This is a genomic window from Devosia sp. MC1541, from assembly GCF_012847305.1.
Lineage (GTDB): Bacteria > Pseudomonadota > Alphaproteobacteria > Rhizobiales > Devosiaceae > Devosia.
This window is the reverse complement of record NZ_JABBDZ010000001.1, coordinates 385745-411543: the sequence shown is the minus strand read 5'-3', so window position 1 is coordinate 411543 and position 25799 is coordinate 385745. Positions and strand designations below refer to the sequence as shown.

General features: G+C 57.2%; 26 protein-coding genes and 1 tRNA gene. 19 read left to right on the top strand and 8 right to left on the bottom strand.

Annotated elements, in window-relative coordinates:
• Positions 1 to 3 precede the first annotated feature (3 nt).
• Genes pcaF through HKD40_RS01885 form a run of 3 tightly spaced genes read right to left on the bottom strand, consistent with a single transcriptional unit; the run spans position 4 to position 2591 of the window.
• A complete protein-coding gene (gene pcaF, locus HKD40_RS01895) occupies positions 4 to 1203 on the bottom strand; it encodes a 3-oxoadipyl-CoA thiolase (protein ID WP_169194019.1) in 1200 nt (399 codons plus the stop codon).
• Entirely contained in the window at positions 1204 to 1872 is a 669-nt protein-coding gene (locus HKD40_RS01890) for a 3-oxoacid CoA-transferase subunit B (RefSeq protein WP_169194018.1), read from the bottom strand.
• Positions 1869 to 2591 carry a 3-oxoacid CoA-transferase subunit A gene (locus HKD40_RS01885; RefSeq protein ID WP_169194017.1) on the bottom strand — a complete coding sequence of 241 codons (723 nt, stop codon included), beginning with the start codon at positions 2589 to 2591 and terminating at the stop codon, positions 1869 to 1871. Before HKD40_RS01885 ends, HKD40_RS01890 begins: the two co-directional genes overlap by 4 nt.
• Positions 2592 to 2718: 127 nt before the next feature.
• Here HKD40_RS01885 and HKD40_RS01880 point away from each other — a divergent pair, with 127 nt between their 5' ends.
• The 9 genes from HKD40_RS01880 to HKD40_RS01840 all read left to right on the top strand — a co-directional run bounded on the left by HKD40_RS01880 (position 2719) and on the right by HKD40_RS01840 (position 11601).
• Positions 2719 to 3456: an IclR family transcriptional regulator C-terminal domain-containing protein gene (locus HKD40_RS01880; protein ID WP_169194185.1), complete on the top strand. Its 738-nt coding sequence runs from the start codon at positions 2719 to 2721 to the stop codon at positions 3454 to 3456.
• 140 nt (positions 3457 to 3596) lie between these two features.
• Positions 3597 to 4643, top strand: a complete 1047-nt coding sequence (locus HKD40_RS01875) for an aromatic ring-hydroxylating dioxygenase subunit alpha (RefSeq protein WP_169194016.1) — start codon at positions 3597 to 3599, stop codon at positions 4641 to 4643.
• Positions 4640 to 5374, top strand: coding sequence for a GntR family transcriptional regulator (locus HKD40_RS01870; protein WP_169194015.1), 735 nt, complete (start codon positions 4640 to 4642; stop codon positions 5372 to 5374). Before HKD40_RS01875 ends, HKD40_RS01870 begins: the two co-directional genes overlap by 4 nt.
• A gap of 3 nt (positions 5375 to 5377) precedes the next feature.
• Complete coding sequence (locus HKD40_RS01865; RefSeq protein WP_169194014.1) at positions 5378 to 6346, top strand: PDR/VanB family oxidoreductase; 969 nt, start codon at positions 5378 to 5380, stop codon at positions 6344 to 6346.
• A 144-nt stretch (positions 6347 to 6490) separates the two neighbouring features.
• A complete protein-coding gene (locus tag HKD40_RS01860; RefSeq protein ID WP_169194013.1) occupies positions 6491 to 8350 on the top strand; it encodes a feruloyl-CoA synthase in 1860 nt (619 codons plus the stop codon).
• A 2-nt stretch (positions 8351 to 8352) separates the two neighbouring features.
• Positions 8353 to 9591, top strand: a complete 1239-nt coding sequence (locus HKD40_RS01855) for a thiolase family protein (RefSeq protein ID WP_169194012.1) — start codon at positions 8353 to 8355, stop codon at positions 9589 to 9591.
• A 2-nt stretch (positions 9592 to 9593) separates the two neighbouring features.
• Positions 9594 to 10355, top strand: coding sequence for an SDR family NAD(P)-dependent oxidoreductase (locus tag HKD40_RS01850; protein WP_169194011.1), 762 nt, complete (start codon positions 9594 to 9596; stop codon positions 10353 to 10355).
• Positions 10356 to 10364: 9 nt separating this feature from the next.
• Positions 10365 to 10778 (top strand): thioesterase family protein, encoded by a 414-nt coding sequence (locus HKD40_RS01845; RefSeq protein ID WP_169194010.1) that lies wholly within the window; start codon positions 10365 to 10367, stop codon positions 10776 to 10778.
• A gap of 49 nt (positions 10779 to 10827) precedes the next feature.
• Complete coding sequence (locus HKD40_RS01840; protein ID WP_169194009.1) at positions 10828 to 11601, top strand: crotonase/enoyl-CoA hydratase family protein; 774 nt, start codon at positions 10828 to 10830, stop codon at positions 11599 to 11601.
• On the opposite strand, the gene HKD40_RS01835 is transcribed toward HKD40_RS01840, so the two are convergent.
• Entirely contained in the window at positions 11594 to 12055 is a 462-nt protein-coding gene (locus HKD40_RS01835) for a MarR family transcriptional regulator (protein ID WP_169194008.1), read from the bottom strand. The two genes, HKD40_RS01840 and HKD40_RS01835, sit on opposite strands and share 8 nt — an antisense overlap.
• Positions 12056 to 12346: 291 nt before the next feature.
• On the opposite strand from HKD40_RS01835, the gene HKD40_RS01830 reads away from it, so the two are divergent.
• From HKD40_RS01830 to HKD40_RS01820, 3 genes are all read left to right on the top strand, one after another.
• Entirely contained in the window at positions 12347 to 12889 is a 543-nt protein-coding gene (locus HKD40_RS01830; protein ID WP_169194007.1) for a TRAP transporter small permease, read from the top strand.
• A gap of 11 nt (positions 12890 to 12900) precedes the next feature.
• Positions 12901 to 14211 carry a TRAP transporter large permease gene (locus tag HKD40_RS01825; protein ID WP_169194184.1) on the top strand — a complete coding sequence of 437 codons (1311 nt, stop codon included), beginning with the start codon at positions 12901 to 12903 and terminating at the stop codon, positions 14209 to 14211.
• A gap of 84 nt (positions 14212 to 14295) precedes the next feature.
• Complete coding sequence (locus tag HKD40_RS01820; RefSeq protein WP_169194006.1) at positions 14296 to 15318, top strand: TRAP transporter substrate-binding protein; 1023 nt, start codon at positions 14296 to 14298, stop codon at positions 15316 to 15318.
• A gap of 59 nt (positions 15319 to 15377) precedes the next feature.
• Here the strand turns inward: HKD40_RS01820 and pobA are convergent, their stop codons facing one another.
• Positions 15378 to 16538: a 4-hydroxybenzoate 3-monooxygenase gene (pobA, locus tag HKD40_RS01815; RefSeq protein WP_169194005.1), complete on the bottom strand. Its 1161-nt coding sequence runs from the start codon at positions 16536 to 16538 to the stop codon at positions 15378 to 15380.
• A gap of 49 nt (positions 16539 to 16587) precedes the next feature.
• Between pobA and HKD40_RS01810 the strand changes: the two genes are divergently transcribed.
• Positions 16588 to 17463, top strand: a complete 876-nt coding sequence (locus HKD40_RS01810; protein WP_169194004.1) for a helix-turn-helix domain-containing protein — start codon at positions 16588 to 16590, stop codon at positions 17461 to 17463.
• Here HKD40_RS01810 and pcaQ read toward each other — a convergent pair.
• Positions 17450 to 18391: a pca operon transcription factor PcaQ gene (pcaQ, locus tag HKD40_RS01805; RefSeq protein WP_169194003.1), complete on the bottom strand. Its 942-nt coding sequence runs from the start codon at positions 18389 to 18391 to the stop codon at positions 17450 to 17452. The two genes, HKD40_RS01810 and pcaQ, sit on opposite strands and share 14 nt — an antisense overlap.
• Before the next feature lie 149 nt (positions 18392 to 18540).
• Between pcaQ and pcaD the strand changes: the two genes are divergently transcribed.
• The 6 genes from pcaD (at position 18541) to HKD40_RS01775 (ending at position 22363) form a co-directional block, all read left to right on the top strand.
• Positions 18541 to 19335, top strand: coding sequence for a 3-oxoadipate enol-lactonase (pcaD, locus tag HKD40_RS01800; protein WP_169194002.1), 795 nt, complete (start codon positions 18541 to 18543; stop codon positions 19333 to 19335).
• The gene (pcaC, locus tag HKD40_RS01795; protein ID WP_169194001.1) at positions 19322 to 19717 is read left to right on the top strand and encodes a 4-carboxymuconolactone decarboxylase; all 396 of its coding nucleotides are present in this window, start codon (positions 19322 to 19324) and stop codon (positions 19715 to 19717) included. The genes pcaD and pcaC overlap by 14 nt, the downstream gene beginning before the upstream one ends.
• Positions 19714 to 20460 (top strand): protocatechuate 3,4-dioxygenase subunit beta, encoded by a 747-nt coding sequence (pcaH, locus tag HKD40_RS01790; RefSeq protein ID WP_169194000.1) that lies wholly within the window; start codon positions 19714 to 19716, stop codon positions 20458 to 20460. Before pcaC ends, pcaH begins: the two co-directional genes overlap by 4 nt.
• Positions 20460 to 21071 carry a protocatechuate 3,4-dioxygenase subunit alpha gene (gene pcaG, locus HKD40_RS01785; RefSeq protein ID WP_169193999.1) on the top strand — a complete coding sequence of 204 codons (612 nt, stop codon included), beginning with the start codon at positions 20460 to 20462 and terminating at the stop codon, positions 21069 to 21071. The genes pcaH and pcaG overlap by 1 nt, the downstream gene beginning before the upstream one ends.
• Before the next feature lie 17 nt (positions 21072 to 21088).
• Complete coding sequence (locus tag HKD40_RS01780) at positions 21089 to 22126, top strand: 3-carboxy-cis,cis-muconate cycloisomerase (protein ID WP_169193998.1); 1038 nt, start codon at positions 21089 to 21091, stop codon at positions 22124 to 22126.
• A 160-nt stretch (positions 22127 to 22286) separates the two neighbouring features.
• Positions 22287 to 22363: transfer RNA gene (locus HKD40_RS01775), tRNA-Asp, on the top strand.
• A gap of 220 nt (positions 22364 to 22583) precedes the next feature.
• Here the strand turns inward: HKD40_RS01775 and HKD40_RS01770 are convergent.
• Together HKD40_RS01770 and HKD40_RS01765 are read right to left on the bottom strand one after the other, a co-directional pair.
• Positions 22584 to 23459: a DMT family transporter gene (locus tag HKD40_RS01770; RefSeq protein ID WP_169193997.1), complete on the bottom strand. Its 876-nt coding sequence runs from the start codon at positions 23457 to 23459 to the stop codon at positions 22584 to 22586.
• A 1-nt stretch (position 23460) separates the two neighbouring features.
• Positions 23461 to 25797: a PIG-L family deacetylase gene (locus tag HKD40_RS01765; protein WP_169193996.1), complete on the bottom strand. Its 2337-nt coding sequence runs from the start codon at positions 25795 to 25797 to the stop codon at positions 23461 to 23463.
• Positions 25798 to 25799: the final 2 nt, after the last annotated feature.

The window sequence follows — 25799 nt, the reverse complement described above, 5'->3', positions numbered from 1 at the left end:
GGCTCAGACGGCTTCGATCACCGCCGAGATGCCTTGGCCGACGCCAATGCACATGGTCGCCAACGCTCGCTTTTTACCGGCAAGGCCGAGTTCCAGTGCGGCGCTACCGATGATACGCGCTCCTGACATGCCGAGCGGATGACCCAGCGCAATCGCGCCGCCATTCGGGTTAACGCGATCATCTTCTGGCGAAATGCCAAGTTCGTTGAGAACAGCAATGGCCTGGCTCGCGAAGGCTTCATTGAGTTCGATTACATCGAGATCAGCGGCCTCGAGGCTCAAACGCTGCAGCAGTTTTTGGGTCGCTGGAGCTGGGCCAATTCCCATGACGCGTGGCGGAACACCAGCAGTGGCGCCGCCAACGATCCGCGCGATTGGCGTCAGTCCGTGCTTTTTGGCGGCATCCGCCGAAGCGATGATCAGCGCCGCTGCGCCATCATTCACCCCCGAGGCGTTGCCAGCGGTCACGCTGCCCGATTGGAACAGCGGGCGCAGCTTCTGCAGTGTCTCAATCGTTGTGTCTGCGCGCGGATGTTCGTCGCGGCTCACGACCGTATCGCCCTTGCGGCCCTTGATCGTCACCGGCACGATTTCGCGGTCAAAGCGACCATTCGCCTGTGCCGCCGCGGCCTTGGCCTGACTGGCCACAGCGAACTGGTCCTGTGCCTCACGGCTCACGCCGAAGTCGCGCGCAACATTTTCGCCGGTTTCCGGCATGCTGTCGGTGCCATATAGCTCTTTCATCAGCGGATTGATGAAGCGCCAGCCAATGGTGGTGTCATAGATTTCCGCCTGACGCGAAAACGCGGTCTCAGCCTTGGGCATGACGAAAGGCGCGCGGGACATGGATTCCGTGCCGCCCGCGATCATGAGATCGGCCTCGCCGCTGATGATAGCGCGCGCCGCCGTCAAAACCGCATCGAGCCCGGAACCGCACAACCGGTTAATGGTCGTGCCCGTCACCGAAAGCGGCATGCCCGCCAGCAGCAGGCTCATACGCGCCACATTGCGGTTGTCTTCGCCTGCTTGATTGGCATTGCCAAAGATCACGTCGTCGACAGCTTCCCAGTCAACGCCGGTGTGATCTTCCATCAATGCCTTGAGTGGGATAGCGCCCAGATCGTCGGGGCGCACTGCGGAGAGCGCGCCGCCAAAGCGGCCGATTGGGGTGCGCTTGTAAGCGCAGATGTAAGCCTCACGCATTTATAGCTCCGGCACAGTCAGATCGAGAATGTCAGCGGGCAGAACGAGTTCTGCGCCGGTGACGCTTTGCAGTTCTTCGACGCTCATCGAGGCAAGCTTTTCGCGCAGCACGAATCTCTCGTTCTCGATGTCGATCACCGCAAGGCTTGTGTACACGCGCGTCACGCACCCTAATCCCGTAACCGGCAAGGAGCAGCGTTTCACTAATTTGGGCTTGCCATCTTTGGTGACATGCTCGGTCAATACCGCAACGCGCTTGGCGCCATGCACGAGGTCCATTGCGCCACCAATGCCGGGAATGCCCTTACCGCCCGTGCTCCAATTGGCGAGGTCACCATTTTCGGCCACTTCATAAGTACCCAAAATCGCGACGTCCAAATGTCCGCCACGCACCATCGAGAAGCTGTCGGAGTGGTTGAAAAAGCTCGCGCCCGGCAGGAGGGTAACGGCCTTCTTACCGGCGTTGATCATGTCCCAATCTTCTTCGCCCTTGGCCGGGGCGCTGCCGAAGTTGAGAATGCCGTTTTCGGTGTGGAACACCGCCTGACGACCGGCAGGTTGGAATTGCGCCACCATTTCGGGAAAGCCAATGCCCAGATTGACATAAGCGCCGTCGGCAATGTCCTGCGCTGCGCGCCAAGCCATTTGTGCGTTTGTGAGCTTGCTCATACGTGTGACACTCCCTGCTGCATTAGCGTTTCTTCCTGCTGCGGGTCCGCCACTTCGACAACGCGTTGCACAAAGATGCCCGGGGTCACGACGATTTCAGGGTCAATCCCACCGGCGGGAACCACACGGGTCGCCTGCACAATGGTGACGCGGCCAGCGGTTGCCATCAGCGGCGAGAAGTTGCGCGCGGCAGCGCGATAGGTGAGGTTGCCGTGTGTGTCGGCGGTTTCCGCCTTGATCAGCGCAAAGTCAGCCTTCAGCCAACGTTCCTGCACATAGCACTTGCCGTCGAATTCGCCGACCGGCTTGCCTTCGGCAACAGTCGTACCGTAGCTCGCGGGCGTATAAAATGCGGGAATGCCAGCGCCACCGGCGCGAATGCGCTCAGCCAGAGTTCCTTGCGGCACCAGTTCGAGTTCGATTTCCCCAGCCAGATAGCGCTCGGTGAAGGCTTTCGGGTCAGCAGAACGTGGGAAAGAGCAAATAAGCTTCTTCACCATCCCCAGAGCGATCATGGCAGCCAGGCCGATTTGTCCATTGCCCGCATTGTTATTGATGACGGTCAGACCGGTCGGGTGCCCGGTTGCCTTAAAGCGTTGAATCAAAGCGTGGATCAGTTCGATTGGCGCGCCTGCGCCACCGAAACCGCCAATCATCACTGTCATGCCATCCTCAATGTCCGCAACGGCGGCACTGAGGGCTGGGATAGTCTTATCCATGAACAGCTCCTTCCTGTTGCGCGGGAGAATGGTCATTCAGGGGATTTCCCGCAACTGCATTTGTGCGATATGTGTCCTTTGTTGAGTTATCGCACAAAAGGGGTTCGCGGTGCTGGAACGTGATATAATGGGGGGCTTGGCCAAAGGCTTATTGGCTATAGAAACCTTCCGGGCGGATACGCCACGTCAGTCTATTTCTGAGGTTGCTGCGGCGAGCGGACTCGATCGCGCCACCGCGCGGCGCTGTCTGCTCACTTTAGCCCACTTGGGATACGCCACTTACGACGGCAAGTATTTCACCCTGACGCCGCGCGTCCTGCGCCTCGGTACAGCGTGCCTCGCCACCATGCCCATGCCGAGCATCATCCAGCCCATGCTTGATGATCTCTCCGAGCGTATTGGCGAAAGCAGCTCCGCCTCAATTCTGGATGGGTCCGAAATCGTCTATGTCGCTCGCGCCGCGCAGCGAAAGATCATGTCGATTTCGCTGATGGCTGGCTCGCGCCTTCCGGCTCACTGCACCTCGATGGGACGCGCCATGCTAGCGCAGCTTAAAGATCACGATCTCACAGCGCTGATCGGCGAAGGTCCGTTTGAGCCGCGCACGAAAAACACCATCACGACCCTTGAGGGTCTTCAGGCCGAATTCGCCAAAATCCGGGAGCAGGGCTACGCGCTCAACGATCAGGAAACAGAGATCGGCCTGCGCTCTATCGCCGTTCCGGTATACAATTCTCGCAAGGTCGTTATCGCCGCCATCAATATCGGCGTCTCGGCCTTCCACTACGAAAATGCTGAAGTCGTTGCGAAGTTCTTTCCGCAACTTGTTGAAATTCAAAATGAACTGCGCGGCTTAATCCACTAGCGCGCGCGCAATGAGGGGAGGGCTTTGCTCTCCCGAGTGGGGCTTTATGCGGCGTATCCTTTCAAACAGGCTTTCCTTGTAGCGATAGACATGTATACATCATAACAATTATGTATCTGTCGTTTGCAGGGGAGGGCAAAATGACGGTTCAAACATTTCCGCTCAATGCGTGGTACGCCGCAGCCTGGGATGTTGAGGTCAAGCGCGGACTTTTAGCGCGCAAAATCTGCGACAAGCCAGTCGTTCTCTATCGCAAGCAAGACGGCACAGCCGTCGCGCTAGCTGACGCCTGTTGGCATCGCCTGCTGCCACTCTCTTTGGGCGAGCTGCACGGTGACAATGTCATCTGCGGCTATCACGGCCTTGAGTTCGACGATACCGGACGCTGCGTCTACATGCCCTCGCAGGATACGATTAATCCGTCCGCCTGCGTCAAATCCTATCCACTGGTTGAAAAGCACCGCTTCATCTGGCTTTGGATGGGCGATCCGGCTCTGGCTGATCCGGCTTTGGTGCCGGACCTGCATTGGAACGACGACCCGGATTGGGCTGCCGATGGCAAGCTCATTCACGTGAAATGCGACTATCGCCTCGTTATCGATAATCTCATGGATCTTACCCACGAAACTTATGTCCACGGTTCATCCATCGGTAATCGCGCCGTTGCCGACTCGCCGTTTGAGGCGACCCATAGTGACACGACCGCCACGATCACTCGCTGGATGATCGACATCGACGCGCCCCCGTTCTGGCGCGGTCAGCTGGGCAAGCCGGGTAATGTCGATCGCTGGCAGATCATTAATTTTCAGGCCCCATCGACCATTGCCATCGACGTTGGCGTTGCCCCAACGGGCACGGGCGCTCCCAATGGCGACCGAAGCCAAGGCGTCAACGGTTTCGTGCTCAACACCATGACCCCGGAAACTGGCAAAACCTGCCACTATTTCTGGGCCTTTGCCCGCAACTACAAGCTTGGCGAACAGTCTCGCACCCACAATCTGCGCGAAGGCGTGTCCTCCATTTTTCGCGAGGATGAGATCATTCTCGAGGCCCAGCAAAAGGCCATCGACGCCAATCCCGATCACGTCATCTACAATCTCAACATCGACGCCGGGTCGATGTGGGCGCGAAGGCTGATCGACCGCATGATCGCCGAAGAGAATGCGTTGGCGCAGGCCGCAGAATGACCGAAACCTCTGATCGTGCGATGCAATCGCAGCGCGCCCTCATGGGCGTGCGCGATTTGATCATTCGCGGAGAAATCCTGTCGGGTGAGCGCTTGTCTGAAGTCGCTCTAGCAGAGCGTCTGGGTATTTCGCGCACGCCTTTGCGCGCCGCTTTAGCGCGGCTCGAACAAGAAGGCCTGGTCGAACTCAAGCCAACGGGTGGCTATGCCGTTCGCAGTTTTACCCGGGAGGACGTGGTCGACGCTATAGAGCTACGGGGCGTGCTGGAGGGGACTGCCTTGCGCCGCGCGGCCGAGCGCGGTGTCGAGAGCGCAAAACTCGACGTGCTCCATGGCCTTCTCGCCAGCATTGATGCCGCGCTCAGCGCCAGCGTCGAGACGATGGAATTTGAAGCCTATGTCGGGTTTAACGCCCAGCTGCACGCATTCTTCTGGAGCCTATCGAGCCAGACCATCCAGCGAGAGATAGCCCGCGTCACCAGCCTGCCATTCGCGTCGCCGAGTGCATTTCTCGATAAGCAGGCAGATGTCCCGGCGTTTCGCCGTTCGCTGTTTGGCGCGCAAGATCAGCATCGGGCGATGGTGCAGGCAATCGCGCGGCGCGAAGGGGCTCGGGCCGAACATTTGGCGCGTGAGCACGCGCGCTTGGCTCTGCAGAACCTCGAATTCGTCCTCGATCAGGATCGGAGCCTGATCCGCCGCGTACCGGCGCTGTCATTGGTTGTGGGGTAGGGAATGCGCAACAAGATTGAGTGGCGCAACGCCAAGGTAAGCCAGGTCCGCCAGATCGCCGACGATGTGCGCTATATCGAATTTGCCGTCGAGGGCGGGGTACCGCGCTTTGATCCGGGCTCGCACACCAATATTAAAGTCGTCATCAACGCTCAGGACACCGTCCGCACCTATACAATTGTCCCGTCGCGCCCGGGCCACCTCGCTGTGGCGGTCAAACTTCACCCGCAAAGCCGGGGCGGCTCGCGCTTTATGTGGAGTTATAGCCAAGGCGATGCAGCGCGCCTCACCATTCCTGAGAACCGCTTCGAACTGAGTTGGCGGGCAAGGCACTACCTCCTCATCGCCGGAGGCATTGGCATCACCCCGATCTACGGCATGGCCAAAGCCCTCGCGGCGCGCGGCGCCTCTCTTCGTGTCGTTTTCAGCGCCCGTGAACAGGGTCTTATGGCATTCCGCGAGGAGTTACTCTCCGTCCTCGGCGAACGCGTACAGTTCTGCGACAATAGTTTGGGGCAGCACGCCGACTTTGCCGAAGAGTTTGCTCAACTCCCGGCCGATGCCGAGTGTTACCTCTGCGGGCCCATCGGCATGCTGGAGGCCGCCAAACAGGCTTGGGCCGCGTCTGGTCGTCCGATCAGTCGCTTGCGCTACGAAGTTTTTGGCGACAGTGGGCTCTTCACCGAGCAAAGCTTTGAGGTCGACATTCTCAACCGCGATATGAGCGTCAAGGTTCGCCCCGATCAGACTCTCTTGGAGGCTTTGATCGAAAGCGGCGTCGACATGATTTACGACTGCCAGCGTGGCGAATGCGGTCTCTGCGCTGTCCGAATTGTTGAGCACCAGAGCGAAGTTGATCATCGCGACGTGTTTTTCAGTGCTGAGGAAAAGTCGGAAGGGCATCGCATGTGCGCCTGCGTTTCCCGCTTCACCTCAGCTGGCGGCGTTATCGACGTCGGCTATCGGCCCTAAGCGCCACAGAGCGCCCCTGCCACGCCAGTGCTGGCGCCCCAAAGTGCCAGCATAGTGCCTACGATAGGCCAATCGGTGCCCCATCAAATCCCTCTTGAAACAATGTAGTTATGCAATATAACAATATGCATGAGGGAGGGACTCATGGACATTCAGGCAGCACCAATTCGCCACGTGCGATTGGGGTCTATGGCCGCTACGGCGCTGACCCGCGACGACGGCTCCATTGTCATTCGTTCGGCTGATCCGCTGGGGTCATACCCGCGCTCAATCATCGACGCGCTCAAGCACTGGGCTCAAAAATCGCCGGATCGTGTGCTGATCGCTGATCGCGCCGGTGAGGGGTGGCGCAAGCTGACGTTCGCGCAAGTTGTCGATAAAATTCAACCGCTTGCACAATCTCTCCTCAATGCAAATCTTAGCCAAGAGCGGCCGCTGATCATCCTCTCCGGCAATGAAATCGAGCACTTTTTGCTCGGCATGGCCGCCTTGTGGGTGGGCATTCCCTATGCGCCGATTTCTCCGGCCTATTCCCTGATTTCGACCGACTTTGGCAAGCTCAAAAATATCGCCAAAATCCTGACCCCGGGCATGATCTACGCCAGCGACGGCGCGGCCTTCAGTGCAGCCATTGAAGCCAGTTTCGATGGTCAAGTGCCTGTAATCACGCGCACAAATCCAATCGGTTCACGCGTAGGCTATTCGTTTGACGACCTGCTGCAGACGCCAGTTTCGCCCGCGGTCGCCGCAGCGAACCAAGCGATCACCCCAGACACGATTGCCAAATTCCTCTTCACCTCCGGCTCAACCGGCATGCCCAAGGGGGTCATTACGACCCATCGGATGATGGCCTGCAATCAGCAGATGATCTTGCAGGCATTAGCTTTTTTGGCCGACGAGCCGCCCATCTTGCTCGACTGGATGCCTTGGAACCACGTTGCTGGCGGCAGCCACAATGTCGGCATTGCCCTTTACAATGGCGGCACGTTCTACATCGACGACGGTCAGCCCACGCCGGCGCGCTTCGGGCGTACGCTCGAAAATCTCAGCATGGTGCAGCCGACGTTTTTCACCAATGTTCCAAAGGCTTATGAGGCGCTCGTCGCCGCGTTCGATGAGAACCCGCTGGCACGCAAAAACCTCTTCGCCAATCTCAAGCTTATGCAATATGCCGGGGCGGGGCTCTCGCAACACGTATTTGATGGCCTCGCCAAAGCCTCTGTCGCTGAGACCGGTGAGCGGGTGTTGATGATCACCGGCTACGGCTCCACCGAAACAGCTCCTTTCGCATTTACAACGACTTGGCCGGTAGAGCAGGCCGGTCATATCGGGCTCCCTGCCGCTGGCATGGAAATCAAACTCGTCAACAATGCCGAAAAGCTTGAGCTGCGGATCAAGGGGCCGAATGTCACCCCCGGCTATTGGCGCGATGATGAAAAGACCGCCGAAGCCTTTGACGTGGAAGGGTATTATTGTATCGGCGATGCCGTCAAACTCGTCGATCCCCTGAACCTCGATCTGGGACTCGTCTTCGACGGTCGCGTGACCGAGGATTTCAAATTGTCGACAGGCACTTGGGTGAATTTTGCTGCCGTTCGCAGTGCCGTTATCAGCGCCTGCCCCCCGCTCATTCGTGACGTGGTCATCACCGGCTTGGATCGGAATTTCATCGGCGCCATGATCTTCCCAGACCTGCAAGCGTGTTGCCGCCATGCAGGCTTGGCCGAGGATACGGACGCTGCTCTCGCCGTCGGCCACGCCCGAGTTGTTGAGCGCTTTCAGACAGCGCTATCCGAGCTCGCGCTCAACGCCACTGGCAGTTCCAATCACGTCGCTCGGGCTATTATACTGAGCGATCCCCCTGACATCGATAAGGGCGAGGTCACCGATAAAGGGTCGATAAATCAACGCGCTGTCCGCACCCACCGTGCCGAGCTAATGCAGCGTCTCTACGCCGAAGAGCCAGTGCAAGAAGTCATGATCTTTGACAGAAAGGGAGCCTAGGCATGTCCAAACCATTGGCCTTTACGTTTGAGGATGCCTGGCTGCTCGGCGGCGCGCGCACGCCCTTTGTGGACTATCGCGGGGCCTTCGCGGACATATCCCCAATCGATCTTGGTATTAAGGCCGCTCGCGCCGCTGTAGAGCGGGTTGGCGTTGACCCAAAGCATATCGGCCACACCATTGCTGGCTCAATGGCCCAAGCGTCCTACGATGCCTACTGCACACCGCGCCACATTGGCCTCTACGCGGGGGCGCCAATTGAAGCACCTGCCCACCTAGTCCAGCGCATCTGTGGCACGGGCCTGGAAGTCATTTCCCAAGCGGCGGACTCTGTCTCGCTGGGTCGGATGGATCTGACCCTGGCTGCCGGGTGTGAGTCCATGAGCCGCAACCCGATTGTGGCCTATACGCACCGCAATGGCTTCTCGCTCGGCAATGTCGAATTCCGCGATTTCCTCATGGAAGCCCTGTTCGATCCCGCTGGCTTAGTGAACATGGGTGACACGGCCGAGAACCTCGCAAAGCAATACAACATCACCCGGCAAGACGTTGATTTGTTTGCGGAACGCAGTTTCAATCGCGCCTCAGAGGCGCAGTCTGCTGGTGTGTTCGCTGAGGAAATTGTCTCGGTTGAAAATGAGATATTCTCCGTTGAGGGCCTGGCAGATCGCGGCATTAAACTGCCGCGTGGTGTCACTTCGGTGTCCGTCGATAGCCATATCCGCCCGTCGCCCTATGATGTTCTGGCCAAGCTGCGTCCTGCCTTTGGCGGCGTTCAAACTGGAGGCAATTCTTCGGCGATCGTCGACGGCGGCGCAGCCGTTCTGGTTGCCAATTCGGCCTATGCAAACGCCAACGGCCATAAGCCACTTGCCCGTATCCTGGCGAGTGCTGCTGTTGGCGTGCACCCGCAATACATGGGCATTGGCCCAGCGCCAGCCATTCGCGCCGTTTTGGACAAGGCGGGCTTAACGCTCGAACAAATTGATCTCGTCGAGATCAACGAGGCCTTCGGTGCGCAAGTCATTGCTTGTGCGATAGAACTCGGTCTCGACATCGAAAAGCTCAACGTCAACGGCGGCTCAATTGCGCTTGGTCACCCCTTAGGTGTCACCGGTATCCGACTTGCGCTTACACTAGCCAATGAACTCAAGCGCAGTGGCAAACGCTATGGCATTGCCTCCGCTTGTATCGGAGGCGGGCAGGGCATGGCGCTGCTGATTGAGAATATGGAGTCTTAGGGGTGCAGGTTCACGGAAAGACGTTTTTTGTCACTGGCGCCGCCTCTGGCTTGGGCGAGGCAACAGCGCGCCACTTTGCGTCTCTTGGGGCCCGTGTCGCGGTCTTGGATCGTGATGCGGAAAAGGGTCTGGCCGTCGCCAAGGCAATTGACGGGGCGTTTTTCGCGCTCGATGTTGCTGATGCCGCCAGCGCGGAAGCGGCCGTCAATGCTGCAGTTGCAAAGCTTGGCGCACCAAGCGTTTTGATCAATTGCGCCGGTATTGGCACTGCAGCACGCATTGTGGGGCGTGAAGGTCCTGCAGACCTTGCCGCCTTCCAGCGCGTCATCTCGGTCAATCTCGTCGGCTCATTCAACATGATGCGCCTTTGCGCCCATGCGATGTCGACTGCGGAAGCTGATGAAAACGGTCAGCGCGGCGTGATCATCTCGACCGCCTCAGTCGCGGCCTTTGATGGTCAAATCGGGCAGGCGGCCTATGCGGCCTCCAAGGGTGGCATTGTTTCCATGACCCTGCCTGCCGCGCGCGAATTGGCCCGCTTCGGAGTTCGGGTCATGGTCATCGCCCCCGGCCTGTTTTTGACGCCGCTTCTGGCAGAATTGCCTCAAGAGGTGCAGGAGGGTCTTGCCGCCGCCATCCCCAACCCGCAACGCCTGGGAGCGCCCAAGGAGTTTGCCGATCTCGCTGCTGCCATTGTCGCAAATGACTACCTCAACGGCGAAGTCATTCGCCTTGATGGGTCGTTGCGCATGCAGGCTAAGTAGGGGCGAACTATGTTTTCCAACTCAACCCGCGTCTTTATCCAGTTCGGGGACTGTGATCCCGCCGGGATTGTCTATTACCCGAACTACTTTCGCATGTTCGACAATGCGACCGCTGCGCTCCTGTCTGCGGCGTTCGGCATGAACAAGCGCCAATGGGTCGCGCACTACGGTATCGCTGGCATCCCAACGGTCGACACCAGTTCGCGTTTTCTCATTCCTTCGCAATATGGCGACGAGATCGAGATCCGGACGTCGATTTCTGAGCTCGGACGCTCGAGCTTTGGTGTGCTGCACCACGTCTATCGTGACGACGCTCTTGCGATTGAAGCTCGTGAGAAACGCGTGTGGGTGCAGCGCGATGAGACCAGCGCGATCCGCTCTGCGGCCTTGCCCGATGACGTGCGCGAGCGACTATCTTCCTGATTTGTTTGCGCGTCACGCGCAGTTCACTGCCACAGTGAAAGGTTGGTCTATGACCCAGTCTGACGTTTTAAAAATACAAAATCACGGGGCAATAGCGCATATTGCGTTGAACCGGCCCGAAAAGCGGAATGCCCTAAACGACGATTTGATTGCAGCGCTCGACGCATTCTTCTCTAGTCTTGGGGATGAAACGCGCGCGGTGATCGTTTCTGGCGAAGACGGACATTTTTCATCTGGACTAGATCTGTCGCAACACGTCGCTCGGGCGTCGCTTGAAGTGATGGCGCATTCGCGCAATTGGCATCGGGTCATGGCTCTGGTTGCGCAATCTCCGCGTCCCGTGATTGCCGCAATGTCTGGAGCCGTCATGGGGGGCGGGCTGGAGTTTGCCGCGACCTGCCACGTTCGCGTGGCGGAGGAGTCGGTCCGTTTTCAAATGCCTGAAGGCCTGCGTGGGATTTTCGTTGGCGGCGGCGGTTCGGTGCGCATCTCTGGTCTAATTGGGGCCGACCGCATGACGGAGATGATGCTGACAGGGCGGAGCTACACAGGCGTTGAGGGGGAAAGGCTGGGGCTGGCCCATCATTGTGTGCCCGAGGGGCAGGCGTTGACCAAGGCCTTCGAATTGGCGGAGAGGATCGTAAAGAACTCACCGACGATCAATCAATTTATCATTCAAGCCATCGCTCAAATCGCAGCCATGCCGCCTGAAGCGGGTCTCTATGCCGAAAGCCTTGTGGCAGCACTAAGTCAGACAGGCCCAGATGCGGAGGAGGGGCTGCGCGCCTTCCTCGAAAAGCGTCAGCCGGTATTTGTCAGGTGATCTTCTTGAGCAGGCTCAGCAAGGTGTCACGTTGTTCCGTCCCGCCAAGCCTGGCGACGAGGTCATCCTCAAGCTTGGCGTGGACGTCGCGAGCGTCTGCCAAAAATCTGGTGCCCTGTTCAGTCAGATACAGAGCATTGGCGCGGCGATCATTGGCCACGACTTCGCGGCTGATCAATCCGCGTTTTTCGAGCCCGTCGACAAGGGCCACAAAATTGGCGCGCTTGATAGAGAGTGCCGCTGCAATCTCACTTTGTTTGCGCCCAGGGTTCTCTTCCATGAGCACAAGAACAGAATACTCGGCCGGCCGGAGGTTTAGCGTCTCGAAGAAGCTCAAGAATTGCTGGAATACGCTGAGCTGTGCCCGGCGCAGACGGTAACCAATCATACCCAGCGTCGCCTCTGTGCGGAGGTTTTCGTCGGATGTGTTGGTTAGAGCCTCATGCTCGTTCATTGCTGGCTCCGAAGATGCGGGCTGTGCTTGTGGCGAAGTCGGTCATTTGTTATGCTTGATAACATTGTTGACATCTGGTCCGTCAAGCTTAGCCTTTTATAGACCTGCAACTCGCTTATCAATCTGGTTGAAATAGTTATATATATCGCGCCGATGTTGGTGTTGTATCGATGTAAATTACATGCGGGGCGGTAAAGTAATAACTCTGTGGTTATAATGTGGGGATCTTATATCATTTTACACTACCGCGCCTGAGGCGTTTAATCGCTATCGTTGGAAGAGGGGGGAGCCGTGTTCCAAGATACTTCACTACTCGGCAGGTCCGCGCATGGGCTGGCGCGATGGACCGCTTTGCTCGGTGGCTTCGTGCTGCTGGCGATGATCGGTATCGTTGTTTTTAGTGTTATCGGTCGTGCCTTTATCTGGGCCGGAATGAAGCCCATTCTTGGCGATTACGAGCTCATATCGGTGGGGATGGGCTTTGCCGTTTTCGCGTTTTTGCCTTGGGCGCATCTAACTCGTGGTCACGCACTTGTTTCGCTCGTCACCGACAATTTCGGTGACCGCGCGAATATGTGGATCCTGGTGGTGACAGATCTTCTGATGCTGCTTGCATCGGCATTCATAGCCTGGCGCCTGTGGCTCGGCATGCTGGATAAATTCAACTATCGCGAAACGACCATTCTGCTCGGCCTTTCAATGGGCTGGGCCTATGCGGCAGCCGTCATCGGGGCCGTCGTTATGGTGATCGTTTCAGCATACGTACTGGGCCGATCGATTGGCGATGCGATTGCGGGACGTGCTGCGCCAAAGCACGCGGGGAGCGAACATTGAGCTTTAACGTCATGTTGGGGCTGCTTGGCATCCCCGTTGTTCTCATTCTCGTCTTTCTGCGTGTCCCCATCGGCTTGGCGATGATGATCGTCGGTATCTTTGGCTCCTGGATGGTGACCAAGACCTTCAATCCGGTGATGTCGCAGTTCAAGTCGCTCAGCTACAGCACTTTTGCGTCCCATAGCCTCTCGGTTGTGCCGCTGTTTTTGTTGATGGGGCAGTTTGCAACGCTGAGTGGGCTGTCGAGTAAAATCTTCACGGCTGCAACAGCTTGGCTCGGCCATCGCAAGGGCGGGGTCGCGATGGCTGCCATCGGTGCCAGCGCGGGCTTTGGCTCAATTGTTGGCTCATCCTTGGCGACGGCAGCCACGATGGGGCGCGTTGCGTTGCCAGAGCTAAAAAAGCATGGCTATTCCAACAGCCTTGCCACCGGCACGGTTGCTGCGGGAGGGACACTTGGGATTTTGATCCCGCCCTCGGTGATCTTGGTCATCTTCGCAGTGTTGACCGAGCAAAATATCGCCAAGCTCTTCATGGCCGCCTTTATCCCAGGGATCCTTGCTGCGATCGGCTATATTATTGTTATTGCGATCTATGTTCGCGTTAGGCCGGGCGCTGGCACCACTCTAGAGCGCAAGCCCTATGGTGAGCGCTTTAAGGCGCTGTTCGAGATTTGGCCCGTGCTTGCCGTCTTCACGCTGGTTATCGGCGGCATTTATACAGGCCTCTTCACGCCGACTGAGGCGGCCGCTATTGGCGCGGCGGGCACAGGGTTGATTGCTCTGGCAAACCGGAGCCTGACGTGGGCCAATGTGCGCGATGCACTGCTCTCGACCGCAGCCTCTACAGCGATGATCTTCTTGATTGTTTTTGGCGCGGCGGTCCTGAACAGCTTCCTGGCGTTGTCACAGCTGCCACAGATGTCTGCTAACTGGATTGGCGAACAGGCGTTCAACCCTTGGGTCGTGCTGGCGATTGTCCTCGTGTTCTATCTCATCCTGGGCTGCGTCATGGACTCCCTGTCCATGATCCTGCTGACCATTCCGATCCTCTACCCAATGATGATGGTTCTCGATTTCGGTATGACACCAGATGAGTTCGGTATCTGGTTCGGCATCATTGTTTTGATCGCGGTAGAGGTTGGCCTGATCACACCGCCGGTGGGCATGAACCTGTTCATCATCAACTCAATGTCCCCAGAGACCAAGCTCTCAGATACCTATGCTGGGGTTATTCCTTTTGTCATCAGCGACATAGTTCGAACCATAATCCTGGTGGCGTTCCCTGCCATAACCTTATGCTTGGTTTGGTGGGTGTATTAGCGATTTGCCTGCGTGGACTTGGAGGAAAGGGCACGCAGGCATTTAAGCCGGGACATTTCTCGGCCTTTTAAAGGGAGGAAGATTATGAAAAAGACCACTCTGCTTCTGGGCGCACTTGCGGCGCTGGCCATGTCATCCACGAGCTTTGCTCAGGAAGTGACACTGCGCATTCACCAGATGCTCCCGGCGCAGGCAACGATCCCTGCGCAAGCAATCGAACCTTGGACCAAGATTGTGAGCGAGGCCTCGGGCGGCCGTATCGCTTTTGAACTCTATCCTGCCATGCAGTTGGGTGGCGTTCCTGCCGACTTGTACGATCAGGCTAAGGACGGCGTCGTCGACATCATCTGGACTATTCTGGGCTACACACCAGGCCGTTTCCCCAAAGCCGAAGTCTTCGAGCTGCCGTTCATGCTGACGTCAGGTGAAGCGTCTTCTGCTGCGTTCTATAAATACGTGATGGAGAATGCTGCCGACGAAATCGCCGATACCCATGTTCTGGCGCTGCACACCCATGGTCCTGGCCTGTTCCACTCCAACGATCCGATCACTTCGTTGGAAGATTTGAAGGGTATGAAGGTCCGCGGCGGATCGCGTATTATCTCCAACATGTTGCGTCTCTTGGGGGCGGAGCCGGTCGGCATGCCGGTAACGCAGACTCCAGAAGCTCTTTCCAAAGGCGTGATCGAAGCGACCACGGTTCCGTGGGAAGTGACGCCATCGCTGCGCATCGCCGAGCTGGTCAAAAACCACACCGGTTTTACCAGTGACTATGGTCTCTACAGCCAGACATTTGGCATGTTCATGAACCATGACAGCTACAACAACCTCCCCGATGATTTGAAGGCGATCATCGATGAGCACAGCGGTCTTGAACTGTCCCGCCAGTTCGGTCGTGTGATGGACAATGGCGATGCCACCGGTCTTTCTCTTGCGGTCAAGGCTGGCAACAATATCGTTCAGATCGATGCTGAGCAAACCGCCCAGTGGGTGGCCGCAGCTGAGCCAACCTACGCGGATTGGTACAAGGAAATGGAGGCCATCGGCGTTGATGGCCCCGCGCTGGTGGAAAAGGCCCGCGCGTATATCGCTGCTGAAGGCAAATAATCTGCCGCAATGAACTATGAAGCCCCGCCCGTGTTGGCGGGGCTTTTCTATGAGAAACTCTAAGATCTTAAGCCTGTATAGTTCTCAGCGAGCGAGCGTTGAGCATGAGTGGAGCTAATGAGATAGTCGAACTCCGCCCGCTGCATGTTCTGCTCAAACGCGGTGTGCTGTGGGAAGACATGGAGCAGGTTTGTCATCCACCAACTAAAACGTTCTGCCTTCCAGATATGGGCGAGTGCGCGGGGTGAATAGTGGTCGAGGCCTGCCGTGGATTTTCCGATAAGTGCCTCCGTCAGAGCTTCCGCCAACAGAGCCACATCGGACATGGCGAGGTTGAGGCCCTTCGCCCCTGTGGGTGGCACGATATGGGCTGCGTCGCCGGCCAAAAACAGCTTGCCGAAACGCAGCGGCTCTACAACAAAACTGCGCAGCTGCGCGATCGACTTCTCCAGTGAGGCGCCAGTGACCACCTGTTCGGCGATTTCTGGAGAGAGGCGCGAACGCAGTTCATCCCAGAAGCGATCGTCGCTCCAATTCGATACATCTTCCGAGGCGTCGACTTGGACATAATAGCGACTCCGGGTTGGCGAGCGCTGTGAGCACAGGGCAAAGCCTTGGTGGTGGTGCGCGTAGATCAATTCATGCGCGACAGGGGGCGTATCAGAGAGTAGGCCCAGCCAGCCAAAGGGGTAGACCTTCTCATAAACGTTGAGCGCTTTCGGCGGCACACTTGCTCGGCTTACGCCGTGATAGCCATCGCAGCCCGCGATGAAGTCGCACTCCACTGTCTTGCGCACGCCGTGTTCTGTCCACGAGACACTTGGGGTGTCATCTAGATCGTGAAGTTCAACGTCTTCCGCTTCATAGATTGTCGTTTCTCGCGGACGTAGTGCCATGAGATCGCGTGTGATTTCGGTCTGACCGTAAACAGTCACATGTCGTCCGACGAGCGCGGTGAAGTCGATGCGATGGTGGGTTTCGCCGTAGCTGAGCGTGGTGCCGTGATGGACTATGCCCTCTCTTTGTAGGCGGTCGGCCGCCCCGACTGTCTTGAGCAGATCGACAGAACTCTGCTCCAGCACGCCAGCCCGGATTCTCCCCAAAACATAATCAGCGGTCTTGCGCTCCAGAATAATATTGGCAATGCCCACTATGTCTAAAAGGCGCCCGAGCATGAGGCCAGCTGGGCCGGCGCCGATAATAACGACCTGCGTACGCATAGAACGATCCCCCTCGCTTGCAGGATGCGCTCCAAATATGGTCAGGTGAATGGATCAGAGCGACAAAAAGCTGGACGATCTGAACATGTCGCATATTCCGACTTACACGCTTTATGGTGAGCTGACCGACCCGCACGAGTTGCTGCATTGGGAGACTATCCAAGCCCGCAGCCGGCTACATGGCTTCCACATCGATAAGCATCGCCATGAGCAATTGCTGCAGGTCTTGGTGATCGATGGTGGCACGGCGACGGCGGTGTTGGACGGCGTTCAAGTCTCGTTGCACTCTGGTGATCTGGTGCTGATCCCGACAATGGTCGTGCACGAATATTGGTTTTCGGAGGATGTGGACGGACTTGTCCTCACGCTTTTCGAAACTGATATTCGCGCCTTAGGCTTCGCTTTTGACCAGGCTTTGGTCATTCACGGGGTGGTTGACGCGCGCTCATTGGTCGATCAGGTGCTTAGTGAACTGCGCAGTCCGGGTGCGAAGCATGAACTCGTACAAAACGCGCTTCTAACGCTGCTATTCGCTGCGATTGAGCGTGCTTCAGCAGCGTCCATCCAGTCCGATAACCCATTGCAACGCAATCAGCTTCTCTTCGATCGATTTCGAGGAATGGTCGAGCAAACCTATCGCAGCTCACGCAGTGTCTCGGTTTTGGCCCAACAGCTGGGGGTCAGTCATACCCACCTCAACAGGGTCTGCCACGCCATGCTTGGCGGTTCCGCGCAATCAGTGATCAATCGACGACTGGCGACGGAGGCACGGCGCTATCTCATGTTTTCAGATCTGTCCGTCAAACTTGTGGCGTCCGAACTCGGGTTTGATGATCCGGCCTATTTCGCGCGGTTCGTGACGCGACATTTGGGGAAGTCTCCACTGCAAGTGCGGGCGGATCGGCAAAACATCATTCGGCGTTAGGAGGCATTCGAATCTCCTCAGCGCGCTCGCGCACCATGTTCATCAGCGTCGTGACATCGATCGTCGGATCGACATCGGTGCGGGTGGTGAACCCTAAGGGCCCGACTGTTTCACTCAAATCGAAGGGGAGTTTGACGAGTTGATGTTCAGCCAGATCGTTGGCAACGACACCTTCGGATATAAACCAGATTGCGTCAGTGCTGCGCACATAGGCGCGCGCAAATGCATCTGATACGGTTTCGACCCGGCGCTTATGATCGATGACATTGTGTGCCAAAAACAGCCGCGACACCAACGGATAGATCAAAGCGTCTGGCGGCGGCAATAGGACTTCGTAGTCCGCCACGGCAGACAAATCGAGGTGGTCACGGGCGAGCAGCTCGTGATCTTTGCGCACGACCGCGACGGCGCACTCAGAGTAGAGATGCTCGAAGGAGAGGCCGAGCATATCAGCCGGATCCGCCATGCGGCCGATGACAAAATCCACATCGCCGGTACGCAGAAGCGAGAGCAAGTGTCCATTCGGACCGGTAATGATGCGGGTCACGACATCGGGCACGGCTTGGGCGAATTGCTGAACGGCTTTGGGCAAAATGCGCGCGGATACTGAGGGTAGGGCGCCCACCCGCAAAGTCGTCGCCTGGGATGAGCGGCGCGTGGCGTCGATCCCTTGCCGGAGCGCTGACATGCTGGTCGAGGTGTAGCGATAGAAGACTTCACCTAATCCTGTCAGCGCAAGCCGACGTTTACTGCGATCAAAGAGTGCTTCGCCCAAAATCTCTTCGAGGTCCTGAACGGTTTTCGTAACCGCCGGCTGACTTATGTTCAGAGCCTCAGCAGCCCCGACAATCGAGCGAAGGCGGACCACTTCGAGGAAGCAGACTAGGTGGCGAATTTTTATCCGTGGGTCTACCAAGCGGCCGCTCAAACTGTCCTCCTAGTTATAAAAGGCGGGTGTTTATTGAGGATCGCTGCGTTTCGCTCGCTCGTCAAATAATTTGAGGGTTATATTTAGGGCTGAAGTTATCATTTTACCTTCGCGCGTGTTTCTCTCTAATCTCAGGGTCGGGGGACGGTATGGCTTTCTTAGAACGATATTCAGGCGCGCTGTACTATCGCCTCTGTGGTCCAAAGCTCGGTCCAGCGCTGGTCTTGGTCAACTCGCTCGGCACCGATTGCCGAATTTGGGATGATGTGATCTCCCATCTTGCTCAGCGCTATCGTGTTTTGAGTTATGATCTCAGAGGTCATGGTTTGAGCGCGGTGCCGCGCGGACCATATACTCTTAACGATCAGGTCGACGATTTGCTGGCGCTGGTTGACCATGTTGGTTTCGACCGCTTTGCTCTGTGCGGCGTGTCGATTGGTGGGCTTATCTCGCAAGGCGTGGTGCAGCGCTGCGCTCAAAGGGTTGATGCGCTCATCCTCTGCAACACCGCGGCAAAGATCGGCACCGATGCCTTCTGGAATGAGCGGATGGAGACCGTATTGGCTTATGGGGTGGAGCCAATCGCTGATGCAATCATGACGCGCTGGTTCAGCCCTCGATTTGAGCGAGATAATACTGCAGCTTGGAGTGTTTGGCGTCGGCAGTTCTTGCAGAACAGCGCGCAAGGTTATGCTGCAACCTGCGCAACATTAAGGGACGCTGATCTGACATCGGCCCTTGATCATATCTCAGTGCCGACACTTGTTTTCGCGGGTTCTGACGATCAGGCAACCCCGCCTGTGCTGGTAAAAGCAAGTGCCGATCGCATCGCGGACGCCAGCTATATTCTGCTTGAACACGTGGGGCATCTTCCGAGCCTAGAGACGCCGGGCCAACTGTCTCGTCATATTCAATCTTTTTTGGAAGGGCATGGTCATGCCTAACTCAGCACCATTCGAGCAAGGTATGAAAACGCGTCGCGCCATTTTGGGCGACAAGCATGTGGATGCGGCAACAGCTCGAATTTCCGATCTGGATCGGGATTTTCAGACTTTTATCACCGAAACCGCGTGGGGCACGGTTTGGTCCAACCCTGATTTGACGCCACGTGAACGCTCTTTGATCACCTTGGCAATCCTCGCGGCATTGGGCCGCGAAGAAGAATTCGCCATGCATGTACGCGCAACAGCCAATACAGGCGCCACGCAAGAGGACTTGGCGCAAGTTCTGATGCATGTTGCAATCTACTCAGGAGTTCCGGCGGCGAACGCAGCGTTTCGCTTGGCTAAAGAAGAACTCAAAAAGGTCCAGGGGGAGGACAGATGAGCGGTATAATCTTACCCGGAGATGACGGGGTATTGTTTCAGCGAGATCGCGACTGGCATCCGCCAGCGGCGACACCGGGGTACAAGAGTTCCACCTTTCGCTCCCCTCAGCACAGCCTCATCGCTTTGGGGCCAACCAAGTCGGAGATGACTGGTCCGACTTTCGGTCATGAGCCAATCGGTGCGCTGGATAATGACCTCATCCGCAACTTTACTAAGGATGGGAATGAAGCCATTGGTCAGCGCATGATCGTCTATGGTCAGGTGTTGGACGAGAACGCGCGCGCGGTTCCGAACACTCTGGTTGAGTTCTGGCAGGCCAATGCCGGCGGGCGCTATCGTCACAAGAAGGAAGGCTATCTCGCCGCTCTTGATCCCAATTTTGGCGGGTTTGGCCGCGCTATTACGGACCAGAATGGCTTCTATAGTTTCCGCACAATCAAGCCCGGTGCATACCCTTGGCCCAATACCGGCAATGACTGGCGCCCGGCACATATCCACTTCTCGGTGTTTGGCCATGCCTTCGCGCAGCGGCTCATCACTCAGATGTATTTTGAGGGCGATCCGATGATCTGGCAGTGCCCGATTGTGGGCACGATTCCTGACAAGAGCGCGATTGATCAGTTGATCGCCCGATTGGACAGAATGAATACGACGCCGATGGACGCCTTGGCCTATCGTTTCGATATTGTCTTGAGAGGCCGCCGCTCCACCATGTTCGAAAACAAGTTGGAGGGGAACTGATGCTGCACCCAATCCCTGTTTTGAAAGAATCCCCCTCGCAGACCGCCGGCCCATATGTCCACATCGGCATGACGCCCAACTTCTGTGGCATTACCGGCGTTATCGCCGAAGACACCGGCAAGACTATGTTGGGTGAGGGCTATAACGGCCCGCGCATTGCTTTACGCGGTCGGGTTATCGATGGATCCGGAGCGCCAGTGTCCGATGCTGTGCTCGAAATTTGGCAAGCTGATGCCGAAGGCAACTTTCCCCAGCAAGGAGACTCCCCACCGTTGTTTACCGGATGGGGTAGACAGCCTACCCAGGAGGACGGATCGTTTCTTTTCGACACGGTTAAGCCCGGTCGCGTAAAGGCGCCGGATGGCACTCTCATGGCTCCGCATATCAGCGTGTGGATCGTGGCGCGTGGCGTCAATATTGGTCTGCAGACCCGTGTCTATTTTGACGACGAGGCAGAAGCCAATGCTGCAGACTATGTCCTAAAGAAAATTATGGACCTACGCCGTCGGGCAACTCTTGTTGCAAAGCGAGATGACGCAGATGGCACGCTCGCGTATCATTTTGACATTCGCCTGCAAGGCGAAGGTGAAACCGTGTTCTTTGACATCTGATTTTTGGGTCACTGGCTATGAATAACCTGCTGTCGGCCTTTGCCAGTGACCCGGTAATCGAGGCGCTGCTCAGTAACGAAGCGCTCGTCAGCGGTTATTTGGCGTTTGAAGTCGCATTGGCGAAAGCTAGCGCCATTTCCGGCTTCATTCCTGAAGCCGCAGCGCAAGAAATTGAAACAGCGCTCGCACAGTTCTCGGTGGATTGGAACGACCTCAAACTCGGCATGGCCCGCGATGGCGTACCCATTCCCGCACTGATTAGGCAGCTCAAGCCTCGGCTTTCGCCGTCTGCCGCTGTGTATCTGCACAAGGGCGCGACGAGCCAAGATGCTGTCGACACCGCACTTATGTTGCAATTGGCGAAGGTGATTGCCATTTATGAGGAGCGGATCTCTCTGCTTCTGACCAGACTAGGCGAGATGAAGGCTGAATTCGGAAACAGGCCTTACCTGGCGCATACGCGTATGCAAATTGCCCTAGCGTCCACATGGAGCGCCAAACTCGCCACTTGGAGTGAACCGCTCGCGCGCATTTTGAAAGGCCTGCGGCCGTTGCGACAGTCGCTTTTGGTGATCCAATTGGGTGGCCCAGTGGGTGATCGAGCCAGTTTTGAAGGGCATGGCTATACTATTGCTCGGCACATGGCGGCAATGCTGGACCTCGGTCTCGCAGAGCCGTGGCACAGTCAGCGCGATCAGATCGTTGGCCTCGGCAATATCCTCGTTCAAATAACGGGCATTTTAGGGAAGATCGGCATGGATGTGGCCCTCCTTGCGCAAAATGAAATCGGCGCTGTCCGCCTAACTGGCGGCGGATCGTCGTCTGCGATGGCCCACAAATCCAATCCCGTAACTGCCGAAGCTTTGGTGACCTTAGCCAAGCAGGTTGCGGGGCATTCGGGCACACTCAATCTTGCGATGATCCATGAGAATGAACGTTCAGGCGTTGCGTGGGCTCTGGAATGGCTCACACTGCCCACCATGCTGGTATCGAGCGGGGCAAGCCTCAATCACGCCGCTTCTCTGCTCGCGCGCTTGGAGGTTGCTCCGAGCTAGTACTGCGCTCATCCAGCTGGATATCAGGGGCAGGCCTTTGACAGAGTTTTCCACGTCTAAGGCACAGTGATTTCAATATATTTTAGCATGCACCTTTCCATTGTTCGAATAGTGCAGTAGATGAGTTTCACGTTGCGCCGAACGAGAGTTCGCAAGCGCTGCGGGAGTAGCTCAGTTGGTTAGAGCGCCGGCCTGTCACGCCGGAGGTCGCGGGTTCGAGCCCCGTCTCTCGCGCCACTTTTTCTTTCATTGAAATTGTTGCGTTGACTAGTTCGAGCCTTGTCGGGATTTGCTGGCACGTTAGTATTTTGCTCGGGCGCGAGCGGGCCGTCTCGACACGATCTCGCGGACCTCAGTCTCCAGGGCTCTGAGCTTTGTTTAAGACACCTCAAGCTCGGTATTTCTATTATCAGGGTCCATCCTCGGAAAGGGCGGGCCTCGAGGGTCGAGCGCGAGCTTAGGGCGCGGTGCGGCGTGCCGATTGTCGTTTGTCGAGATGATTGGTGATGTAAAGCGCCGATAGGATAATGGCGATGCCAATAGCGGTTGACGCGGATGGTAACTCACCAAAGGCAAGGAACCCTGCGGCGGTTGCGGCTATAATGGAAAGATAGTGGAAGGGCGCCAGTTGATTGGCTGGGGAGCTCTGATAGGCGCGGAGAAAGCAATATTGTCCAACTTGCGCGAGTGCGCCGATAGCTATCAGGACTGGCCAATCGCCAAGGCGCACCGGCTCCCACATGATGATCGCTGGGGCGGATGTGAATACAGTCAGCCCAACGGTATAAAAGACCATCAATGTGGTTGTGTTCTCTCCTGCCAGCGCACGGGTTTGCACCGTGGATAGCGAACCGAACACAACAGTGCCAAGAGCGGCTAGTAGGCCTAGGTTCCATTCGACTTGATTGGGGCCAATCATGATGAGCACGCCAAAAAAACCGACCCCAGTTCCTATCCAACGCCACGGCCCCGAGCGTTCTTGAAGGAGCCAGCTGGCCAGCGCCAGAGTGACGAGTGGTCTGGTAAAGCCGATGGCGTTCACGAGCGCCAAAGGCAGTGCCGTCAGCGCTGCGAAATTGCAGTTAAGGGCAAGCGTATTGCACAATACCCGAAAACTGTGTTGTCCCAGTCGCTTGGTGCTTTTGAGCGCAGTGCGGTGTTTCCATGCCAGAGGCAGCACGCTCACGAGACCGATGAGCGAGCGAATAAAAACAATCTGCACCGATGGGTAACTGGCCCCGCTCATTTTGACGAGGACGGTCATAACAGTGACCAGCACCATGTCGGAGAGAAGCCACGCTAGCCCAAGGGGCAGCGCACGCGTTTGGGCCATTTTAGGCTCGTTGCAAGAGGTTTGCCATGATGCGGAAGGCGCCCGGAACCAGCTTATCGAGCTGGTGGTGCAGCACGAGGCTCGTGTGGGTATGGCGCCCCTTGCCGACCCTCCCCGAGACGAGAGAGCCAAAGAGCGGATTTTCGCCGACATCGTTCATACTGAGTAGCGGCTCATAAGCTTTATCCCAGTGAGAGACGAAATAGAGCCCGCGCTCTTTATCCCAGCCGTCAAAGTCGGCGCGGGTGATGGTATTGGGGCCAACAAAGAGCGCATGGTTGGGCTGAAGGATTTCGACTGTGCTTGATGGATTGTTGACGCGCCAGCGAAGCGAAGGCGCGCCGATCGTGAGCGGGCGAGGGGGGGTAGTTTGCTTATCCCAGCCGTCCGTCGGGCGATGGTAGAGGGTGACCAAGTGCCCGCCGTTTTCGACAAAAGTGTGTAGCTTGTTGGTTACCGCTTCTAAGTCTGGGCGCGTGCCGAAAGCAAAGAGGCCGACGATGATAGTGTCATAGACCGATAGGTCGCCCGCGAGTGCTTCAGCGTCGAGGTCCATGATATTGGCGCCCATGCGCTTAAGCCAGAAGCTGACATTGTCGGCCCCGCCGTTGATGATGCCTACCGTGGTGTCAGGCACTTTCAGATCGAGCGCCAATATGTCGAGAGTGAGCGGGCGGACATAGCGCGATGTGCCGATATGCTCGTAGGCAATAGGGGTGACGACGTGAGCCGAAAGTCCGTCAACGCTTAGTGGCAGGTGGTATTTACCGGGAGTGAGGTCAGGAGTTGCTATGAGCTGCAGCGCATCGCCCGCAGATTTGACGCTTAGGCCAGGCGGGATATTCTCAACTGATACAGACGATGGAGCGCCGGTGCTTTTCACAGTAAAGCTGTGCTGGCCCTGTGCGGGAAGCGCTAGAATGAGTGCCTCGGGCGTGATTGCGGCACTTTTCGCTGGGGCGATTTGGACGGCTTCTTCTGTATCGAGTGCAAAGCGAACTTTGGTCCCGCTGACCTCGGTTTCGACTTCGAGCCAGAGCGCGCCGTTGCCGCCTAGGCTGAACCAATTTGGGTAATAGGGATTGCCGACGTCTGCATGCGGATCGGCCTCGACAGTCAGGATGGCCGTGCGGGCGCTAAAATTGACAGGAACGCCGGAGGCAAAACCTTTTGGCGCGACGGGTGCCACGGTGACAGTGCCGTCCAGTGGATGTGCACTTTCGACAGTGATCGTTACACTCGATCCGGGGAGGACCTCACGGGAGGATACGGACGCAGTCAGGTCCAGACCAGCGGCCAGTACGATTGCTGCGTCGAGTTCGACAATTTTTCGGGTGATGCGGTGCGCGTGTCGTTCAGCGATTGCGTCGATACTACTGAGTGCCTGCTTGGCCTCAATCAGTGCGCTTAAAACTTCATTCGATTTTGGGAATGCCGCAATGGCGCTGGCAATAGCCGCGTCAGCGCGTGCCAATTCAGTCTGTGACCCAAGATCAGACAGTTTTGCCGGAAGGGCGTCAAAGACACTGATTTCGGCAGCCCCACCAACGAGATGGAGGTCCCAACGTGAAGCGTCATAGCGCCAGTCGCCCATATTCTGGGTGGCGTGATAAGCGCGCGAGACTTCGCCGAGACGAGCAAAGCTCAAGCCGATGACTGGGTCGAATGCGCCCGCAACAATCGTCGTGGTTGCGGGAGGTGGAGGAACTTCGTCGTCATAATAGTCGCCGCCGCCGGACCATGCGGGGAGATAATATTTGCTGACCTTCCATGGGGTGAGGCCGGCGATCTCATAAGTCGGATCGGCTGACAGAGCGAGCGCGGTTTCGGCTGCTTCAGTCATGGCACGGTGGTGACCGTGCTGGCCCGGAACGTCGAGGAAGGTTGGAATGACGATGTCAGGGCGGAATTCGCGATAGGCGCGAACAAGTCGATCGATTGTGCGTTCCGTGCCCCAACGGGCGAGTGTATCTGGGCCGGATTTGGAAAAACCGAAGTCGTGAACGGGGTCATTCGGGCCGTGACCGAGCCAAGCAACGTCGGCATCGATAACGCGGGCGGCCTCTTCAAGTTCGCGGCTGCGGACAACACCCAGGGCTCCCCAACGCTCGGGACCGAGCGTGTTCTGACCGCCTTCGCCACGTGTCGAGCAGGCGACAACAATGCGTGCGCCGTGTTCATGTCGCAAGGAGGCGAGCATTGAGTTGTGCTCATCGTCCGGATGGGCGCCTGTGTTCATAACGGTCACAGTGGACTTGAGCCGCGTGAGGGCACGGTAGAGCGCGACGAAGCGTGGCGTTTTTGCTCGGTTATGAAGACGGTCGCGGGAAGAAAGCATGA

Bases quoted from the DNA above. Each gene is read 5' to 3' on its own strand.
- HKD40_RS01825 (WP_169194184.1), top strand. From the start codon at position 12,901: ATGTTGGGGCTGCTTGGCATCCCCGTTGTTCTCATTCTCGTCTTTCTG.
- HKD40_RS01865 (WP_169194014.1), top strand. From the start codon at position 5,378: ATGCGCAACAAGATTGAGTGGCGCAACGCCAAGGTAAGCCAGGTCCGC.
- HKD40_RS01765 (WP_169193996.1), bottom strand. From the start codon at position 25,797: ATGCTTTCTTCCCGCGACCGTCTTCATAACCGAGCAAAAACGCCACGC.
- HKD40_RS01810 (WP_169194004.1), top strand. From the start codon at position 16,588: ATGGATCAGAGCGACAAAAAGCTGGACGATCTGAACATGTCGCATATT.
- HKD40_RS01880 (WP_169194185.1), top strand. From the start codon at position 2,719: ATGGGGGGCTTGGCCAAAGGCTTATTGGCTATAGAAACCTTCCGGGCG.
- HKD40_RS01780 (WP_169193998.1), top strand. From the start codon at position 21,089: ATGAATAACCTGCTGTCGGCCTTTGCCAGTGACCCGGTAATCGAGGCG.
- HKD40_RS01885 (WP_169194017.1), bottom strand. From the start codon at position 2,591: ATGGATAAGACTATCCCAGCCCTCAGTGCCGCCGTTGCGGACATTGAG.
- pcaC (WP_169194001.1), top strand. From the start codon at position 19,322: ATGGTCATGCCTAACTCAGCACCATTCGAGCAAGGTATGAAAACGCGT.
- pcaF (WP_169194019.1), bottom strand. From the start codon at position 1,203: ATGCGTGAGGCTTACATCTGCGCTTACAAGCGCACCCCAATCGGCCGC.
- pcaD (WP_169194002.1), top strand. From the start codon at position 18,541: ATGGCTTTCTTAGAACGATATTCAGGCGCGCTGTACTATCGCCTCTGT.
- HKD40_RS01835 (WP_169194008.1), bottom strand. From the start codon at position 12,055: ATGAACGAGCATGAGGCTCTAACCAACACATCCGACGAAAACCTCCGC.
- pcaH (WP_169194000.1), top strand. From the start codon at position 19,714: ATGAGCGGTATAATCTTACCCGGAGATGACGGGGTATTGTTTCAGCGA.
- HKD40_RS01840 (WP_169194009.1), top strand. From the start codon at position 10,828: ATGACCCAGTCTGACGTTTTAAAAATACAAAATCACGGGGCAATAGCG.
- HKD40_RS01820 (WP_169194006.1), top strand. From the start codon at position 14,296: ATGAAAAAGACCACTCTGCTTCTGGGCGCACTTGCGGCGCTGGCCATG.
- HKD40_RS01770 (WP_169193997.1), bottom strand. From the start codon at position 23,459: ATGGCCCAAACGCGTGCGCTGCCCCTTGGGCTAGCGTGGCTTCTCTCC.
- HKD40_RS01890 (WP_169194018.1), bottom strand. From the start codon at position 1,872: ATGAGCAAGCTCACAAACGCACAAATGGCTTGGCGCGCAGCGCAGGAC.
- HKD40_RS01875 (WP_169194016.1), top strand. From the start codon at position 3,597: ATGACGGTTCAAACATTTCCGCTCAATGCGTGGTACGCCGCAGCCTGG.
- pobA (WP_169194005.1), bottom strand. From the start codon at position 16,538: ATGCGTACGCAGGTCGTTATTATCGGCGCCGGCCCAGCTGGCCTCATG.
- HKD40_RS01855 (WP_169194012.1), top strand. From the start codon at position 8,353: ATGTCCAAACCATTGGCCTTTACGTTTGAGGATGCCTGGCTGCTCGGC.
- HKD40_RS01845 (WP_169194010.1), top strand. From the start codon at position 10,365: ATGTTTTCCAACTCAACCCGCGTCTTTATCCAGTTCGGGGACTGTGAT.
- pcaG (WP_169193999.1), top strand. From the start codon at position 20,460: ATGCTGCACCCAATCCCTGTTTTGAAAGAATCCCCCTCGCAGACCGCC.
- HKD40_RS01860 (WP_169194013.1), top strand. From the start codon at position 6,491: ATGGACATTCAGGCAGCACCAATTCGCCACGTGCGATTGGGGTCTATG.
- HKD40_RS01870 (WP_169194015.1), top strand. From the start codon at position 4,640: ATGACCGAAACCTCTGATCGTGCGATGCAATCGCAGCGCGCCCTCATG.